The sequence below is a fragment of the Streptomyces sp. NPDC026672 genome (genome assembly GCF_040638185.1).
Taxonomy (GTDB): Bacteria; Actinomycetota; Actinomycetes; order Streptomycetales; family Streptomycetaceae; genus Streptomyces.
In genome coordinates, this window is the sequence record NZ_JBEZXS010000031.1 from 60,982 (window position 1) to 78,738 (window position 17,757).

The following is a 17,757-nucleotide window of genomic DNA, read 5'->3' on the forward strand; positions in this document are numbered from 1 at the left end:
CCCGCCCCGCCCGCCCCGCGTGACCCCTGCTCACCCGTCGGTTCGCGCCCCCGCGCCGTGCGTCGTGGGGTCCATGTGTCCATCGGTACATGGGAATTCCATGGGGTTCCGTTCCGGGAACGTTCAACCCGCGGTTCCCGCCTGAGCTTTATGCCCTCCTTATGGTCCCTGGAGGCTTCGAAAGAAGGGACCCATGGACACACCGGACACACCCCTCGCACTCCGGGCACGCGCCGTCACCAAGTGCTTCGGCGACGTCGTCGCCCTCGACGGCGTCGACCTGGACGTGGCACAGGGCCGGATCCACGGCCTGGTCGGTCCGAACGGCGCGGGCAAGACCACCCTGCTCGGTCTGCTGCTCGGCCTGGCCGTCGCCGACAGCGGCAGCCTGGAGATCCTGGGTTCGCCGGTCGGCCGGGCCCTCACCGCACCGGACGGCGTCGCCGGCTTCGTCGACGGCCCCGGTCTCTACCCCTCGCTGACCGCCCGGCAGAACCTCGCCGCCCTGGTCACACTGCGCGGCGGCGACGCGCGGACGACGGACATCGACGACGTGCTCGCCCAGGTCGGACTCACCGACGTCGCCGACGACCGCACCCGCGGCTTCTCCCTCGGCATGCGCCAGCGGCTCGGGCTCGCCGCCGCCCTGCTCACCAGGCCCCGGCTGCTCGTGCTCGACGAGCCCGCCAACGGCCTCGACCCGTCGGGCAAGAGGCATGTGCACCGGGTCCTCACCGGGCTCGCGGCCGAGGGCACCGCCGTCGTCCTCTCCAGTCACCGCATGGACGACCTGGAGGCCCTGTGCTCCGAGGTCACCATCCTCGCCACCGGGCGGGTCGTGTTCACCGGACCGGTGAGCAAACTCGCGGCCGAGAACCGCGAACTCGACTACCGGCTCCTCACCTCCGACGCGCGGGCCGCGCGCCGGGAGGCCGAGGACACCGCGGGCGTCCGCGTCGTGGACGACATCCGGACGCGCCAGGACACCGAACGGCTCGTCGTCCGGGCCCTGGTGCCCGCCCTCGACACCCTGGTGGCACGGCTCGTCCGGGCGGACATCGCCGTACGGGAGCTCACCCCGGTCGTGTCCCCGCTGGAGGCCGCCTTCCTGGCCCTCACGGAACAGGAGTCGGAGGAGCCGGCGGAGCCCCGGGCCGACCGCCCTGCCGCGCGGTCGGCCGGACAGGAGACCGCACGGCCGGTCGAACACCAGGAGGCCGGCCGATGACCGCGACCCTCACCCCCGCCCCCGCCCCCGCCCCCGCGACCGGCGCAGGCGCCGCCCGCCGTGTCCCGGTGACCCGCGGCTATCGCTTCGAACTCGTCAAACTCGTCTCGCAGTGGCGCATCCGGCTGCTCGTCCTCGCCTGCTGGATCGCCCCCGCGCTGTTCGTCGCCGGGGTCAGCCGGCAGAGCACCCTGCCCTCCGACACCCTCTTCGGCCGCTGGATGCACGCCACCGGATGGGCCGGACCCCTGGTGATGCTCGGCTTCGCGGGCACCTGGGCGCTGCCGCTGCTGACCTCCGTCGTCGCCGGCGACGTGTTCGCCTCCGAGGACCGGCTCGGCACCTGGCGCCATCTGCTGGTGGCCGTGCGCTCGCCGCGGCGGATCTTCGTCGCGAAGGCCCTCGCCAGCCTCACCGTCATCCTGCTGCTGGTGGCCGGACTGGCCCTCTCCAGCACGGTCGGCGGAGTGCTGGCCGTGGGCCGTCAGCCGCTGGTCGGCCTCGACGGCCATCTCCTCGCCCCGTCCGACGCCGCGGGCAAGGTCCTGCTCGCCTGGGCCTGCGTGCTCGCCCCGACGCTCGCCCTCGCCGGCATCGGCCTGCTCGGCTCGGTCGCGCTGGGCCGCTCCCCGATGGGACTGCTGCTGCCCGCGCTGGTGGCGCTCGCGATGCAGATCGCCCAGATGCTGCCGCTGCCCGTCGCCGTACGCCTCGCCCTGCCCGGCTACGCCTTCATCGCCTGGAACGGGCTGTTCACCAGCCCCGCCCAGATCGCCCCCCTGCTCATGGGCATCGTTGTCAGCCTGGTGTGGGCCGCCGTCGCGGCCACGCTCGCGTATCTGCTCTTCCTGCGGCGGGACTTCACCGACCTGACCTACGACGGCTCCGCGCGCCGCGCGGTCACCGCAGGACTGCTGCCGCTGGTCGCCCTGGTCGCCGTCACCGTGACGGTCATCGGCCTGGCGACCCCCTCCATGGGCTCCGGGATCCGGCAGGACGAGGTGCAGCGGTCGGTCGCCACGGCGTTCGCCCACCTCTACCGCCTCCAGACCGAGGAGCTCAACAGACCAGCCGTCACCGAGGCCCGGCTGCGGGCGTCGGCGGCGTGCGACAAGGGCGCGGGCCAGCGCGCCGCCGAAGGAGCCGGGAACGACTGGCGTTGTGTCGTGTCCTGGCACCTTCCCGACGTCGAGGCCGTGGGGACGGCCATCTACCAACTCGACGTCACCGCTGACGGGCGGTTCGTCGCCGACGGCGACGGACCGAAGGAAGTGAACGGCTACTTCCTGGTGCGCACCCCCGACGGGGACGCACCGAACCCGCTCTGGCAGTTCGACGGCAACGTCGAGCTGCTGTCCTCCACCCCGAAGGGATGACTCCATGCAGGTAACACGCCGCCGCAGGCGTGTCGAGAAGGAGCGGTCCGTCCTTCTCGGTAGACGAGTCGGCCGCCGAGCCCCCCTGCTCACCGCAGGGGCCACCGCCGTCGCCCTCGTCGCCACCGGCACCGCGTTCGCCCAGACCCACCAGTTCGGCTTCGACCAGGTCGGTCAGACGACCGATCAGGGACAGGTCGTCTCCAGCGACCAGTACATCGCCCCGTACGGCGACCGTCTCGTCATGAACGAGGGCAAGATCATGTCGTCCTCGGTCAGCCCGGACGGCACACACCTCGCCGCCTCGGTGACCGACGGCGCGGGCACGCTGGAGCTCGTGGACCTGAAGACCTGGAAGGTCCAGCAGGTCGTCAGCACCGCGGCGTCCTCGAACCCGCGCATAGCGAACAACAGCGTGGGCCAGGAAGGCCCGACGTACTCGCCCGACGGTACACAGCTGTGGCTCGGCCAGACCGACGGCTACACCCGGTTCACCGTGAACGCGGACGGCACGGTCGCCGACCCGAAGACCGTGAGCATCCCGGCGGACGGGTCGAAGCACGCACTCGTCGGCGAAGCCGTGTTCTCCGCCGACGGCTCGACCGTGTACTCCGCGGTCAACGGCCAGAACCGCGTGGTCGCCATCGACGCCGCCACCGGCGCGATCAAGCAGAGCTGGGCCGTGGGCAACGCCCCGCGCGACATGACCGTGGTCGGCTCCAAGCTGTACGTGAGCAACGAGGGCGGACGTCCGGCCAAGCCGGGCGACCCCACCGTCAACTCGTACGGCACCCAGGTCCCGGCCAGCCAGGTGACCGCCGCCACCACCACCGGCACGGTCAGCGTCATCAACCTGGCGAACCCGACCGCCGCGGTGTCCAGCATCGACGTCGGTCTGCACCCGACGGCCCTGTACGCCAAGAAGGGCGCGCTGTTCGTCACCAACACCGCCACCAACGACGTGTCGGTCGTCAACACCGCCACGGACAAGGTCGTGCAGACCATCGCCACCCGGCCGTGGCCCGAGGCGTCCGTCGGCTACGAGCCCGACGCGGTGACCCTCACCGACGACGGCCATCTGCTGGTGACGCTCGGCCGCGCCAACGCGGTCGCCGTCTACAAGTACGGCTCTGCCCAGGAGCCGGTCAGCTACGTCGGTCTGCTCCCCACGGACTACTTCCCCGCGGAGATCGCCTCCGTCGGCAAGCAGATCGTGGTCTCCAACACCCGCGGCGTCGACGCGCGCCGGCCCACCAGCAGCGCCGGGCACGGCACGCACGACACCACGTCGAGCCTGACCCGGTTCACGCTGCCGAGCGACCGCGTCATCAAGTCCGAGACGGCCAAGGTCTTCAAGCAGAACGGCTGGAACGGCGGCTCGGTCAAGCTGTCCCAGGGCAAGAAGGCGAAGCCGGTGCCGGTCCCGGCGCGGCTCGGCGACCCCTCGACGATCAAGCACGTCTTCCTGCTCGTCAAGGAGAACCGCACCTACGACCAGCTCTTCGGCGACATGCCGCAGGGCAACGGCGACGCCTCGCTGGCCCAGTTCGGTGAGAACGTCACGCCGAACCAGCACGCCCTGGCCGAGCAGTTCGGGCTGTACGACAACACGTACGACATCGGCACCAACTCCGCCGAGGGCCACAACTGGCTGATGCAGGCCGACAACCCGGAGTACACCGAGTCCTCGGCCGGCGAGTACCAGCGCAGCTACGACACCGAGGACGACGCCCTCGGCCACCAGCGCAGCGGGTTCATCTGGACCGGGGCGCAGGCGGCCGGCAAGTCGGTGCGCGACTTCGGCGAGTTCCAGCAGTTCCTGACCAAGCCGTCGGGCGCGAGCTGGCAGAACCTGTACTGCGACGCCAAGTCCATGCAGACGACCGGTCAGGACACCGCGTACACCCTGAACTCGTCGTCGCCGATCCCCTCGCTCAACGACGTGTCGGTGCACGGCTTCCCGAAGTTCGACACCAGCGTCCCGGACATCTACCGGTACCAGATCTGGAAGCGTGACTTCGAGAAGAACGGTCCGGCGAACCTGAACATGTTCTGGCTCTCCAGCGACCACACCGGCGGTCCCGCGGGCGCCGCGGCCCAGGTCGCGGACAACGACCTCGCCACCGGCAGGATCGTGGACGAGATCTCGCACAGCAAGTACTGGAAGGACTCCGCGATCTTCGTGGTCGAGGACGACTCCCAGGCCGGTCTCGACCACGTCGACGGCCACCGTGCGCCCATCCAGATCATCAGCCCCTGGTCGCGGCACGGTGTGGTCGACAGCCACTACTACTCCCAGATCACGATGATGCGGACCATCGAGCAGATCCTCGGGGTCCACCCGATGAACCAGAAGGACAGCGCGGCCACCCCGATGAGCGCGGCCTTCACCCAGCACCCGGACTTCAGGCCGTTCACGGCGCTGCCCAACCGGACGTCGCTGACCGACGGTCTGAGCACCCCGCCGTCCTGCGGTGTGGACACCCCGGCCGCGCAGGACCCGGCGGCGGCCCCCGTGCCGTCCACCAAGGTCCCGGCGGACATGCGGTCGCTCGCGGCGCAGTGGGACACGTGGAAGTCGCACCAGCGGCTGACCGGCCCGAACGCCGTGCCCGACTACGCCAACCCGGCGCAGATGAACCACCTCACGTGGTACCAGACGCACGGCTGGGCGAAGCCGTACCCCGGCGAGAAGAAGATCTTCGCCCCGGACGACGTCCCGGGAGCCTTCCTCCCGTCCTCGGAGTCCGACGGCTGACAGCGGGCTGATCCGTCAACCCCCCTCAGAGGTCCCCGGCCGTCCAGGCCGGGGCCTCTGCCGTTCGTGCCCGCCGTTCGTGTCAGCCGATCGTCGGAGGGTCCGTCGGGGCCGACACGGGGGTCGGTGTCGGGGCGGACGTCTTGATGTTCAGGTCCGGACGGGGCGTGAGGACGACGACCGGGGAGCCGGGCTGCGGCGGGGGCGGGGTGAGCTGGTCCTTGGGGAGCTTCGGCGGGGTGGTCTGCTGGAAGTTGACCTGGTCGAAGTTGACCGTGCCGGTCTTCTCCAGGACGGTGATGTGATCCAGGACGGTGTCGTTCGCCAGGTCGGCGAGGGCTCTGACCAGGCTGTTCTGGGTGCTGGCGCGGATCTTCGCGATCGTCGGGAAGATCTGGCCGTGGGTGATCCGCATGATGTTGGAGGCCGTGGTGTCGAACTGCGGGCCCGACTGCGCCGCCGACGTCGCCACGAACTGCTGCTGCTGCGGAGTGGCCTGGTTGGGCAGCGTGATGTTCAGCATCGGGGCGATCTTGCGGCACATCTCGTCCAGCCCCGCGTGTCCCACGATCAGGTGCTTGCCCGCCTCGCGCATCTCCTTCGTGGAGCCCTTCTTCAGCGCGATCTCGCCCAGGGGGTACTCCCACAGCCCCGCCGACCTGACCTTGACGACGAAGTCGCGGTCGGCCTCGGTGAGCGGACCGTACTGGGTGCTCGCGATCACCCGCGACCCGTCGGTGGACGCGGTCTGCACCCCGAGCATGGCCGGGTAGGCGAGAGCGGTGAGGGTCGCTCCCAGCGCACCGACCACGACGACGGTTCCGATCGTCTTGCGGGACAGGGGCATGGCGACTCCAGGGACGAGGGGCGGCTGTGCCCAGGGGTACGTAGCGGATGTACCGCCTGATCACCGCGTCGCGCAAAAAAATGCGCGCCGCCGTGTGGTGTGCGTCACGCGCTTGAGGCTTTGCGTGGTGCGGAGCGGGCCGGGAGGGTGTGTGCTGGGGGTGGCGTACCGCATGCCATCGACGCCTCTGACGTGGAGTTCGCCCATGAGCACATCGCGGGACCTGCTGATCGCCACCCTCGACGCCGCGCCCGCTCCACCGGTCGGGCAGGGCGACCTGTCGCTCGCGCTCGCCGGGGCGGAACTCCTCGACCTCCTCGACGCGCAGGCCCTCGACCTGGACGGCGACCTCATCGTGCCCCGCGCGCGTCCTGCCCTGGACGACAGGCTTTTGGACGCGGCGGCGGACGCGCTGCGGCGGCAGACGCCGTACGAGTCCGTCGAGGACTGGCTGTGGCGGCGCGGGCGCGGGCTGTACACGACCTACTTCGCCGCGCTGGAGCAGGACCGGCTCGTCACCCGGCAGCGCCATCCCCGCTTCCCGATCCGCACCGGCCGTACCGAGCTGGTCGACTCGCCCGAGCGGCGGCGGGCGGCCGACCGCTGGGAGTCCGACGAGCCGGTCCTCGCCGCCCTCGCCGCGGCCATCGGCCTCCACGACGACCCGGCCGAGGACTTCGCGGACCGTGTCACGGACGCCGTGGTGGCCGTGGTCGCCACCGTCAACGACGCGGTGATGGAACTGGAGGCCACCCGTCGGCGCCGCGAGATCGAGGAGGCGGCCTTCGACAACGTGTGGCGGGCGCCGTGACCCGACCTCTTGCCCCGGCGTCCCCGTCGGCCGGCCGCGAGGACGCACGCGCCGGCCGCACGGACGTGCACGCCTGCCGGCCGTGCGGATGTGTGCGCCCCGCCGGCCGTGCGGACGTATGCGCCCTGCCGGCCGCACAGATGGGATGTGTGCGCCTGCCGGTCGCACGGATGTCTGCGCCCGCCGGCCGCGTGACGTGTACGCCTGAGCGACCGCGTGACGTGCACGCCTGGCGACCATTGGGCGTGCGCGCCCGTCGGGGCGGCCGGGGCGGCGGCCGGAATAGCGGGCCTCCTCCTCCCGTTCCGTGTCCGGGGCGCGCACACGGCCGGTCCCGGACGGAGGAGCACGCATGGACCCGGGGAGCACGGCCCTGTCCGCGCCGGTCGGCACGCTGCTGGAGGACTTCTCGCTGGAGATGACCGGCAAGGACGTCCCAGGGCTTGAGGAGGCGGGCGCCGGCATCCCCCTGGGCACCCGCATCAACATCACCTACCTCGCCACCGAGGACCTGGACACCCGCCTCGCCGCCGCCCGCGCCGTCAAGCGGCTCGGCTTCGTCCCCGTCCCGCACGTCTCCGCCCGCCGTCTCGCCTCCCGGGCCGACCTGGAACGCTTCCTCGAAGCCCTCGCGGCCGACGGCACCGGCGAGAACGTCTTCGTCGTCGGCGGCGACCCCGTCCGCCCCGAGGGCCCCTACGAGGACGCCCTCGCCGTGCTGCGCACCGGACTGCTCCAGCACCACGGCGTCCGCCACGTCGGCATCAGCGGCTACCCCGAGGGCCACCCCGCCATCACCGACGACGCCCTCTGGTCCGCGCTCACCGGCAAGCACGACGTCCTCGGCGCGGAGCGCCTCGCGGGCGACGTCATCACCCAGTTCGGCTTCGACGCCGCCGCGGTCCTCGACTGGGTCGCGGCCGTGCGCGCCCGCGGTGTCACCCTGCCGGTGCGCGTCGGCGTCCCCGGCCCCGCCGGGGTGCGCCGCCTGATGGCCTACGCCACCCGCTTCGGCGTCGGCACCAGCGCCTCCCTCGCCCGCAAGTACGGCTTCTCGCTCACCCACCTCATGGGCACGGCCGGCCCCGACCGCTTCCTGCGCGACCTCGCCCAGGGGTACGACCCCGCGCGGCACGGCGATCTGAAGGTGCACTTCTACACGTTCGGCGGGCTGCGCACCACGGCGGAGTGGATCACCCGGTTCCGCGACGAGGCCCGGGCCGCCCACTAGACACGGCCTCCCATGAGACTCGGCCCCCACCTCCATGTCGTTTTCCCGCCAGCCCCCGCCCGGCCCGTGTCCGATGCTGGAGCCATGCAGACAGGGATGCACCTCGACCGGGAGCGCTGTGTACGGGCCGTACGCTCCAAGGACGCGCGGTTCGACGGCTGGTTCTTCACCGCCGTACTGACCACCCGCATCTACTGCCGGCCCAGCTGCCCGGTGGTGCCGCCCAAGGCGGAGAACATGACGTTCCACCCCAGCGCCGCGGCCTGTCAGCAGGCCGGGTTCCGCGCCTGCAAACGCTGTCGGCCCGACACCAGCCCCGGCTCCCCGGAGTGGAACCACCGCGCCGACCTCGTCGCCCGCGCGATGCGGCTCGTCGCCGACGGCGTCGTCGACCGCGAGGGCGTGCCCGGACTCGCGGCCCGCCTCGGCTACAGCACCCGCCAGATCGAACGCCAGCTGCTCGCCGAACTCGGCGCGGGACCCCTGGCGCTCGCCCGCGCCCAACGCGCCCGGACGGCGCGGCTGTTGGTGGAGACCACCGCGCTGCCCATGGCGGAGATCGCCTTCGCGGCGGGCTTCGCGTCGATCCGCACCTTCAACGACACGGTGCGCGAGGTCTTCGCGCTCTCCCCGAGCGAACTGCGCGCCCGCGCCCCGAGGGGAACGCCCGTCGGCTCCCCGCACCCGCCCGGGACACCGGGCGTGCTGTCGCTCCGCCTCCCCTTCCGGGCCCCGCTCAACCCCGACAACCTCTTCGGCCACCTCGCGGCGACCGCCGTCCCCGGTGTGGAGGAGTGGCGGGACGGGGCGTACCGGCGGACGCTGCGGCTGCCCTACGGGCACGGGACCGTCGCGCTCACCCCAGCGCCCGACCACATCGCGTGCCGGCTCGCCCTCGGCGACCTGCGGGACCTGCCCGTCGCCATCAGCCGCTGCCGGCGGCTGCTCGACCTGGACGCCGATCCGGTCGCCGTCGACGACCAGTTGCGCACGGACCCGGTGCTGGCGCCGCTGGTGGACAAGGCGCCGGGGCGCCGGGTGCCGCGCACGGTGGACGAGGCGGAGTTCGCGGTACGGGCCGTCCTCGGCCAGCAGGTCTCCACCGCCGCCGCCCGCACCCATGCCGCCCGGCTGGTCACCGCGTACGGCGAACCGGTCGACGATCCCGAGGGCGGTCTCACCCACCTCTTCCCGTCGCCCGAGGCGCTGGCCGACGTCGACCCGGACGGTCTGGCGATGCCCCGCACCCGGCGCACCACCTTCACCACCCTCGTGCGCCGACTGGCCGAGGGCACCCTGCGCCTGGGCGTGGAGAGCGACTGGCCCGAGGCCCGCGCCCGGCTGCTGGAGCTGCCCGGCTTCGGGCCCTGGACGGCCGACGTCGTCGCGATGCGCGCGCTCGGCGACCCCGACGCCTTCCTCGCCACCGACCTCGGCGTCCGGCGCGCCGCCCGGGAGCTGGGCCTGCCCTCCACCCCGGCCGCGCTCACCTCCCGCGCGGCGGCCTGGCGGCCCTGGCGGGCGTACGCCGTCCAGTACCTGTGGGCGACGGACAGTCACCCCATCAACTTCCTGCCCGCGTGAGGACGTTCCGATGACACGGCACACCGTGACCGACAGCCCGTACGGGCCCCTGACCCTGGTCGCCGACGAGGACGGCGCCCTGCGCGGCCTCTATATGACCGACCAGCGCCACCGGCCGCCCGAGGAGACCTTCGGCCCCCGCGACGACACACCCTTCGGCGAGGCCGAGGAACAGCTCGACGCCTACTTCGCGGGCGAGTTGAAGGAGTTCACGCTCCGACTGCGGCTGCACGGCACCCCGTTCCAGCGCCAGGTGTGGCACCAGCTGACGCTCATCCCGTACGGCGAGACCCGCACCTACGGCCAACTCGCCGACGCCCTGGGCAATCCCCGGGCGTCCCGCGCGGTCGGCCTCGCCAACGGCCGCAACCCCCTCGGCATCGTCGTCCCCTGCCACCGCGTAGTCGGCTCCGACGGCAGCCTCACCGGCTACGGCGGCGGCCTCCCCCGCAAACGCAGCCTCCTGGACCTGGAAAGAGCAACGACCCTGTTCTAAGTCGCGGTCGAGGTCGTGAGTGGGGGCTCGGAGGTGTGTGGTGTGATCAGTCGGTCTGTGCGCCGAGGCGGCGTAGGACCGTGGGGAGGGCGGTGCCGATGGGTTCTCTCACGACCTCGTCGGCGAGGTCGTCGTACGGGGTCGGTTCGGCGTTGACGATGATCAGGCGGGCGCCGTTGTCGGCGGCCACTCCCGCGAGGGCGGCGGCGGGCTGGACCTGGAGGCTGGTGCCGACGGCGATGAACACGGTGCACGCCTTGGTGATGGCCAGGGCCTCGCCGAGGACGACGGGGTCGAGGCGTTCGCCGAACATGACGGTGGCCGACTTGAGGATGCCGCCGCACTCCAGGCACGGCGGGTCCGTCTCCCCGGCCTCGACCCGGGCGATCGCGTCCTCCATCGGCCCGCGGGAGTGGCACTTCGTGCACACGAAACTCCGTGCGGAGCCGTGCAGTTCGAGCACCTTGCGGGCGGGCGTCCCGGCGCGCTGGTGCAGTCCGTCGACGTTCTGCGTGACGACCCGCACGGGCACTCCGGACCGGTCCAGTTCGGCGACGGCCCGGTGCGCGGCGTTGGGCTCGGCCCTCAGCGTCCGGGCCGCGCGCCGCAGCTGCCAGGCCCGGCGCCGGATCTCCGGGTCGCCCATGTAGAACTCGTACGTCACGAGCTTCTCGGCCTCGGGGTCCTTGCGCCACAGCCCGTTCGGCCCGCGGTAGTCGGGAATGCCGGAGTCGGTGGATATCCCGGCCCCACTGAGGATCGCGACGAGCGGCTTCACCATGTTTCCGAGCGTAGGCTGCCACGAGCCGGACCGGCGAACGCTTATCTGCCGGAGCGCCGGGCCGGCTCAGGAGACGCGGTTGCCGTTCTCCAACTCGGCGGGGCCCGTGCCGGTCTCCAGGCAGTCCAGGGCGACCAGGACACGGAGGCCCAGCTCGCCGGGCAGGTGGGCGGTCAGGTCCTCGCGGGGGACCAGGCGCCAGGACAGGAGTTCCTCCTCCTGGATGCGGATCGAGGCGAGGTCGTCGTCCGTGAGGGTCCCGCCGTCGTAGAGGTACGCCACCAGCGGCGGCCGGTCCGTGCCGTGCACCCAGTCCACCGCGAGCAGCCGGCCCGGCTCGCGGTCGAGACCGATCTCCTCGGCGGTCTCCCGGCGGGCGCCCGCACGCGGCGTCTCCCCGTCGTCGGACTCGATCGTGCCGCCCGGAAGCGCCCATCCCGCACGGTAGTTGGGCTCGACGAGCAACACCCTGCCCGCCGCGTCCCGGAACAGCGTGGCAGCCCCGGCGAGCACCCGGGGCAGCCCCGCGACATAGGTGGCGAAGTCTTGAGTGGTGACCATCCGGAAAGGGTAACCACCCCGGGCCCGCCCCCCTGTCCGTCTGTCCGGTCCTCCGTCCGGTCCTCCGTCCGGTCCTCTGTTCGGTCCACTGTTCAGCCCTCCGTCCCGACGAGCCGGACCGTGCGTTCGGCGAGGGTGCTGATCGGGGTGTTGTCGAAGCCGAAGACCGCGGTGCGGACCGTGTTCTCCAGGGGGTCGGTCCAGTGGCGGGGGATGGCCGCCGCGCCCGTCATCACCCCGGCCACCGATCCGGCCGTCGCCCCGTTGGAGTCGGTGTCCAGACCGCCGCGCACGGTGAGGGCGACGGTGCGGGTGAAGTCGCCGTCACCGTACAGCAGCCCCGCGGTCAGGACGGCCGCGTTGGGGACCGTGTGGATCCAGTGCAGCCCCGCCGTCTCCGCCGCCAGCGTGTCGAGCGTGTCCGCCCAGCCCAGCCCGCTCTCGTGCAGGGCGGCGGCCCGGCGCACGGTCCGCGCCAGTCGGCAGCCAGCCGGGATCACCTCCAGCGCGCTGTCCACCGCGTGCCGCACGGTCGGCGCCGTGAACGCCGCCGAGATCAGCGCCGCCGCCCACATCGCCCCGTACACCCCGTTCCCGGTGTGCGACAGCACCGCGTCCCGGCGGGCGAGGGCGGCGGCCCGCCGCGGATCGCCCGGACGGGTCCAGCCGTGCACGTCCGCGCGGATCAGCGCCCCGATCCACTCCTGGTACGGGTTCTCGTACGTCGCCGTCAGCGGCGGCCTCAGCCCGTTCGCGAGGTTGCGGTACGCCGCCCGTTCCGCCGTGAACGTCTGCAGGTACGGCAGCCGCAGCAGCCACAGGTCGCCCACCTGCTCGGTGCTGAAGCCGAAGCCGTGGGTCTCCAGCAGGTGCAGACCGAGGACCGCGTAGTCCACGTCGTCGTCCCGGCAGCTCCCGCGCACCCGCCCCCGCACGCACTCCCGCCACTCCGGGCGCAGCGCGGCCTCGTCCGACGGGTCCGCGGGCTCGGGCAGATAGTCGGTCAGCGGCAGCGCGCCGGCCCGGCGCAGATAGCCGTCGATGCGGTCGCGCGTCCACACGTCACCGTTCTCGACCGGCTTGCCGAGCATGTTGCCCGCGATCCGGCCGAGCCAGCCCCCGAGGACGCGGTCGGCGAGTTCCGTGGGAGTGGCCGCAGAGGTCATGGCTCCGGTCTACCCCGTTCCGGCGCCCCCGCACAGCGGCCTTCCGGGGCATGACGGCGGGCGGGCGCGCCGGTTATGGTCGCAGCGGCGCGACTGGCCCTGACGTGCGCGGGGCCCGGAGAGCGAGGGGAAACAAGTGGCGGACGCTGCCGTGGACGGGACCCGACGGGTGCTCGTCGCCGCGGACAAGTTCAAGGGCTCGCTGACGGCCGTGGAGGTCGCCGAGCGGGTGACGGCCGGACTGCGCCGGGTGGTGCCCGGCGTGGAGGTGGAGTCGCTGCCCGTCGCCGACGGAGGGGACGGGACCGTGGCGGCGGCCGTCGCCGCCGGGTTCGAACGCCGGGAGGTACGGGTCACCGGGCCGGTGGGCCGGGAAGTGACCGCCGCGTTCGCGCTGCGCGGGGACACCGCGGTCGTGGAGATGGCGGAGGCGAGCGGGCTCCAGCGGCTGCCTGCCGGGGTCCTCGCACCGCTCACGGCCACCACGTACGGCTCCGGGGAGCTGCTGCGGGCCGCGCTGGACGCGGGCGCCCGTAGCGTCGTGTTCGGTGTCGGCGGCAGCGCGACGACCGACGGCGGCGCCGGGATGCTGTCGGCGCTCGGCGCGCGGTTCCTGGACGCCGACGGGGAGCCGGTGGGGCCGGGCGGCGGCGGGCTCGCGGCGCTGGCCCGCGCCGATCTGTCCGGGCTCGATCCCCGGCTGGCGTCGGTGGAGCTGGTGCTCGCCAGCGACGTGGACAATCCGCTGACCGGGCCGAAGGGGGCGCCCGCGGTGTACGGCCCGCAGAAGGGGGCCTCGCCGCAGGACGTCGCCGCGCTCGACGCGGCGCTCGCGCACTTCGCCTCGGTGCTGGAGGAGACGGTCGGGCCGCGGGCCGCGGACTACGCGCTGTCGCCCGGGGCGGGGGCCGCCGGGGGGATCGGGTACGGGGCGCTGCTGCTCGGGGCGCGGTTCCGGGCCGGCATCGAGGTGATGCTCGACGTGCTGGGCTTCGCGGACGCGCTGGAGCGGGCGTCGCTGGTGATCACCGGGGAGGGGTCGCTGGACGAGCAGACGCTGCACGGGAAGGCGCCCGCGGGGGTCGCTGCCGCGGCTCGGGCGGGCGGGAAGGTGGTCGTCGCCGTGTGCGGGAGGGTCGCGCTGTCGGAGGAGGCGCTGGTGGGGGCGGGGATCTCGCGGGCGTATCCGCTCACGTCCGTGGAGCCCGACGTCGCGCGGTGCATCGCGGAGGCGGGGCCGATCCTGGAACGCGTCGCCGCCCGAATAGCCGAGGACCACTTGAGCTGACGCCCCTGGGGGCTCCGCCCCCAGACCCCCGGCCTCTGCCCACCCACCACCCGACTCGGCAGGCAAAAAGGTGACCGGCCGAGCCCACACCCCACCGAGTCGGTGCCCATGTCACTTACCGAGACGGGCGGGTGGGTGGGAAAGGAATGGGGCAGCGGCAGCCGACGGCGCCCAAAAGCCGAGGGCCCGGAACCAGTGTGGTCCCGGGCCCTCGGCTGAGCTGTCCTACGGAAGCTGCGCGGCACGCGCCTCGCGGCGGTTGTCGCGGAAGTTGTTCACCCGCCTGGCCGTGGCGAACAGCGGAATCACCGCGCCCATCACCAGCTGGAGGGCACACCCCGTCTGGAGCAGCAGCTGCCCGCTCGGCGCGTCGAACGCCCACGCCACGAGCAGCCCCATCGACACGACGATCCAGAGGAGCACACCCCCGGCGAGCCGCCCCCGCGGCTTCGGGTACTCCACCCGGCTCACCATCAGCCAGGCGGTGCCGAGGATCGCGAGCAGCGTCGCCACGAACGGCAGCTCGAGGAGCACGATCGAGACGACCGTGAGCGCGCCGAACGGGGACGGCATGCCCTGGAACATGCCGTCCTTCAGTGTCACGCACGAGAACCGCGCCAGCCGCAGCACCACCGCCAGCAGCACCACGATCGCCCCGAGCGCCGCCATCCTCTGGTGCGCGTCGTCGGCGACCATGCCGTAGACGAGGACGAAGTACGCGGGGGCCAGACCGAAGCTGATCAGGTCGGAGAGGTTGTCCAGCTCCGCGCCCATCGGAGAGGAGCGCAGCTTGCGCGCCACGAGGCCGTCGAACAGGTCGAAGACCGCGGCGCAGAGCATGAGGATGACCGCCGTGGCCGCGCTGTGGCGGGCCATGCCGGTCTCCTGGTCGCCGGTGAGGTGCGGGATCAGGATGCCGGTGGTGGTGAAGTACACCGCCATGAAGCCGCACGTGGCGTTGCCGAGCGTGAGGGTGTCCGCTATCGAGAGGCGGAGAGAGAGCGGCATCTCCTCCTCTTCGTCGACCTCGTCGGCCTCGGGCACCCAGCCCGCCTGTGTCTCCGGATCAATCACGGTCAATGCGAGTCACCCCAGCCACGGTCTTCTGGCCGACCTCGACCGCGACCTCCACGCCCTCGGGCAGGTAGAGGTCGACACGCGAGCCGAAACGGATCAGACCGATCCGGTCGCCCTGCTCGACCTTCGTGCCCTGCGGGACGTAGGGCACGATGCGACGGGCCACCGCGCCGGCGATCTGGATCATCTCGATGTCGCCGAGTTCGGTGTCGAAATGCCAGACTACGCGCTCGTTGTTCTCGCTCTCCTTATTGAAAGCGGGAACAAATCCGCCGGGGACGTGTTCCACGGAGGTGACCTCGCCGGAGAGCGGGGCGCGGTTCACATGGACGTTGAGCGGACTCATGAAGATCGCGACGCGGGTGCGCCCGTCCTTCCACGGCATGATGCTCTGCACCACACCGTCGGCGGGCGAGATGACGCGGCCCGTGGCGATCTCGCGCTCGGGGTCGCGGAAGAACCACAGCATGCCCGCCGCGAGAGCGGTGGCGGGCACGGCGACCGCCTTGGCGACGCCGGAACGGCGGGAGCGGGCCAGGCTGAGGGCTGCGGTGGCGACGGTCGGGAGGAGCCACGGCGATGCTCCGCGCGCGAGGCGTACGCCGACCAGGCTGTCGCGAGGTGCAGAGGTTTGGCTGTGGGGCATGGATGACCTTCGTAGCGGATGATGCCGCTCTGAACGGGGGACGGCGGCTTTCCCGGGATCGTACCGGTCGCGGGCCACAACTGGGCAAGCCAGGAAGCCGAGTCGGCGGCCGAAGACCGTTGACGGGGTGTGATCTTCTTCTCGAAGAAAACACCCCGTACGCGGACATTCAGCCCTGGAATCGATACTCTTCGAGCAGTCTGCGACCGATGATCATTTTCTGGATCTCGGCTGTTCCCTCCCCGATCAGCAGCATGGGGGCCTCCCGGTAGAGGCGCTCGATCTCGTACTCCTTGGAGAATCCGTAGCCGCCGTGGATGCGGAAGGAGTCCTCGACGACCTCTTTGCAGTACTCGGAGGCGAGATACTTTGCCATTCCCGCTTCCAGGTCGTTTCGTTCGCCGGAGTCCTTTTTGCGTGCGGCGTTCACCATCATCGCATGGGCCGCCTCGACCTTGGTCGCCATCTCCGCGAGCTTGAACTGGACGGCCTGGTGCTCGGCGATCGGCTTGCCGAAGGTGTGGCGCTGCTGGGCGTAGCGAACGCCCAGCTCGAAGGCGCGCTGCGCGACACCGCAGCCACGGGCCGCCACGTTCACGCGCCCGACCTCGACTCCGTCCATCATTTGGTAAAAACCTCGGCCCGTGACGCCCCCGAGGACCCGATTGGCCGGAATGCGCAGGCCGTCCATGATCAGCTCGGTGGTGTCGACCCCCTTGTACCCCATTTTCTCGATCTTGCCCGGGATGGTGAGGCCCGGGCGGACCTCGCCGAAGCCGGGCTCCTTCTCCACGAGGAACGTCGTCATGGACCGGTGCGGCGCGGTCCCCTCCGGGTGTCCCTCGTCGCTGCGCACGAGCACGGCCACCAGGGACGACGTACCGCCGTTCGTCAGCCACATCTTCTGGCCGTCGAGCACGTACGAGTCGCCGTCCCTGACCGCCTTCGACGTGATCGCGGACACGTCGGAGCCGAGGCCCGGCTCCGACATCGAGAACGCGCCGCGGACGTCGCCGGCCGCCATGCGGGGCAGGAAGTGGTCCTTCTGCTCCTGCGTGCCGTGCTGCTTGAGCATGTACGCCACGATGAAGTGCGTGTTGATGATGCCGGACACCGACATCCAGCCGCGGGCGATCTCCTCGACGCACAGGGCGTAGGTGAGGAGCGACTCGCCGAGGCCCCCGTACTCCTCGGGGATCATCAGACCGAAGAGGCCCAGCTCCTTCAGGCCGTCCACGATCTGCTGCGGGTACTCGTCGCGGTGCTCCAGCTCGGTCGCGACCGGGATGATCTCCTTGTCGACGAAGTCCCGGACGGTGGAGACGATCTCCTGCTGGACGTCGGTCAGACCGGCGGTCTGGGCGAGACGGGCCATGGCCTACTTCTCCGTCCTCTCCGAGGTGTCGCGCGGTTCCGGGCGGCCGGGCTGCTCGCCGCCGCGCTCCTTGACGTACGTTCCGGTCGGCACCATCACCTTGCGGCGGAACACGCACACGAGCGTGCCGTCCTGCTTGTAGCCCTTGGTCTCGACGTGCACGATCCCGCGGTCGTCCTTCGACTTCGACGGCCGCTTGTCGAGCACGGTCGTCTCGCCGTAGATCGTGTCCCCGTGGAACGTGGGGGCCACGTGTTTCAGCGACTCGATCTCCAGGTTGGCGATCGCCTTGCCGGAGACGTCGGGCACGGACATGCCGAGCAGCAGCGAGTAGACGTAGTTGCCCACGACCACGTTCCTGCCGAAGTCGGTCGTGTTCTCGGCGTAGTTGGCGTCCATGTGGAGCGGGTGGTGGTTCATCGTGAGGAGACAGAACAGGTGGTCGTCGTACTCCGTGACCGTCTTGCCGGGCCAGTGCCGGTACACCGCCCCGACCTCGAACTCCTCGTAGGTGCGTCCGAACTGCATGGCC

The 17,757-nt window shown here is 71.7% G+C and carries 16 protein-coding genes; 8 read left to right on the plus strand and 8 right to left on the minus strand.

What is annotated here, in order from left to right:
• Positions 1-193: 193 nt before the first annotated feature.
• Genes AB0F77_RS30260 through AB0F77_RS30270 form a run of 3 tightly spaced genes read left to right on the plus strand, consistent with a single transcriptional unit; the run spans position 194 to position 5,362 of the window.
• The gene (locus AB0F77_RS30260; protein ID WP_361954867.1) at positions 194-1,228 is read left to right on the plus strand and encodes an ABC transporter ATP-binding protein; all 1,035 of its coding nucleotides are present in this window, start codon (positions 194-196) and stop codon (positions 1,226-1,228) included.
• Positions 1,225-2,604, plus strand: coding sequence for an ABC transporter permease (locus AB0F77_RS30265; RefSeq protein ID WP_361954868.1), 1,380 nt, complete (start codon positions 1,225-1,227; stop codon positions 2,602-2,604). Before AB0F77_RS30260 ends, AB0F77_RS30265 begins: the two co-directional genes overlap by 4 nt.
• Positions 2,605-2,608: 4 nt before the next feature.
• Complete coding sequence (locus AB0F77_RS30270) at positions 2,609-5,362, plus strand: alkaline phosphatase family protein (RefSeq protein WP_361954869.1); 2,754 nt, start codon at positions 2,609-2,611, stop codon at positions 5,360-5,362.
• Between the two features lie 82 nt (positions 5,363-5,444).
• On the opposite strand, the gene AB0F77_RS30275 is transcribed toward AB0F77_RS30270, so the two are convergent.
• Entirely contained in the window at positions 5,445-6,209 is a 765-nt protein-coding gene (locus AB0F77_RS30275; RefSeq protein WP_361954870.1) for a DUF4142 domain-containing protein, read from the minus strand.
• Between the two features lie 205 nt (positions 6,210-6,414).
• Here AB0F77_RS30275 and AB0F77_RS30280 point away from each other — a divergent pair, with 205 nt between their 5' ends.
• The 4 genes from AB0F77_RS30280 (at position 6,415) to AB0F77_RS30295 (ending at position 10,331) form a co-directional block, all read left to right on the plus strand.
• Complete coding sequence (locus tag AB0F77_RS30280) at positions 6,415-7,020, plus strand: GPP34 family phosphoprotein (protein ID WP_361954871.1); 606 nt, start codon at positions 6,415-6,417, stop codon at positions 7,018-7,020.
• Between the two features lie 352 nt (positions 7,021-7,372).
• Positions 7,373-8,251 carry a methylenetetrahydrofolate reductase gene (locus tag AB0F77_RS30285; RefSeq protein WP_361954872.1) on the plus strand — a complete coding sequence of 293 codons (879 nt, stop codon included), beginning with the start codon at positions 7,373-7,375 and terminating at the stop codon, positions 8,249-8,251.
• 84 nt (positions 8,252-8,335) lie between these two features.
• Entirely contained in the window at positions 8,336-9,835 is a 1,500-nt protein-coding gene (locus AB0F77_RS30290) for an AlkA N-terminal domain-containing protein (RefSeq protein WP_361954873.1), read from the plus strand.
• Between the two features lie 10 nt (positions 9,836-9,845).
• Positions 9,846-10,331 (plus strand): methylated-DNA--[protein]-cysteine S-methyltransferase, encoded by a 486-nt coding sequence (locus AB0F77_RS30295; protein WP_361954874.1) that lies wholly within the window; start codon positions 9,846-9,848, stop codon positions 10,329-10,331.
• A gap of 46 nt (positions 10,332-10,377) precedes the next feature.
• On the opposite strand, the gene AB0F77_RS30300 is transcribed toward AB0F77_RS30295, so the two are convergent.
• The 3 genes from AB0F77_RS30300 to AB0F77_RS30310 form a co-directional block, all read right to left on the minus strand.
• Positions 10,378-11,112 carry a Sir2 family NAD-dependent protein deacetylase gene (locus AB0F77_RS30300; RefSeq protein ID WP_361954875.1) on the minus strand — a complete coding sequence of 245 codons (735 nt, stop codon included), beginning with the start codon at positions 11,110-11,112 and terminating at the stop codon, positions 10,378-10,380.
• 66 nt (positions 11,113-11,178) lie between these two features.
• Positions 11,179-11,673 (minus strand): NUDIX hydrolase, encoded by a 495-nt coding sequence (locus AB0F77_RS30305; RefSeq protein WP_361954876.1) that lies wholly within the window; start codon positions 11,671-11,673, stop codon positions 11,179-11,181.
• 92 nt (positions 11,674-11,765) lie between these two features.
• Entirely contained in the window at positions 11,766-12,839 is a 1,074-nt protein-coding gene (locus AB0F77_RS30310) for an ADP-ribosylglycohydrolase family protein (protein WP_361954877.1), read from the minus strand.
• A 151-nt stretch (positions 12,840-12,990) separates the two neighbouring features.
• Between AB0F77_RS30310 and AB0F77_RS30315 the strand changes: the two genes are divergently transcribed.
• Positions 12,991-14,127 (plus strand): glycerate kinase, encoded by a 1,137-nt coding sequence (locus AB0F77_RS30315; protein ID WP_361954912.1) that lies wholly within the window; start codon positions 12,991-12,993, stop codon positions 14,125-14,127.
• A 225-nt stretch (positions 14,128-14,352) separates the two neighbouring features.
• Here AB0F77_RS30315 and pssA read toward each other — a convergent pair whose 3' ends face one another.
• The 4 genes from pssA to AB0F77_RS30335 all read right to left on the minus strand — a co-directional run bounded on the left by pssA (position 14,353) and on the right by AB0F77_RS30335 (position 17,753).
• A complete protein-coding gene (gene pssA, locus AB0F77_RS30320; protein WP_361954913.1) occupies positions 14,353-15,171 on the minus strand; it encodes a CDP-diacylglycerol--serine O-phosphatidyltransferase in 819 nt (272 codons plus the stop codon).
• A 22-nt stretch (positions 15,172-15,193) separates the two neighbouring features.
• Positions 15,194-15,850 (minus strand): phosphatidylserine decarboxylase, encoded by a 657-nt coding sequence (locus AB0F77_RS30325; RefSeq protein WP_361954878.1) that lies wholly within the window; start codon positions 15,848-15,850, stop codon positions 15,194-15,196.
• A gap of 169 nt (positions 15,851-16,019) precedes the next feature.
• Positions 16,020-17,225, minus strand: coding sequence for an acyl-CoA dehydrogenase family protein (locus AB0F77_RS30330; protein ID WP_361954879.1), 1,206 nt, complete (start codon positions 17,223-17,225; stop codon positions 16,020-16,022).
• Positions 17,226-17,228: 3 nt separating this feature from the next.
• A complete protein-coding gene (locus tag AB0F77_RS30335; protein ID WP_361954880.1) occupies positions 17,229-17,753 on the minus strand; it encodes a MaoC family dehydratase in 525 nt (174 codons plus the stop codon).
• Positions 17,754-17,757 lie beyond the last annotated feature (4 nt).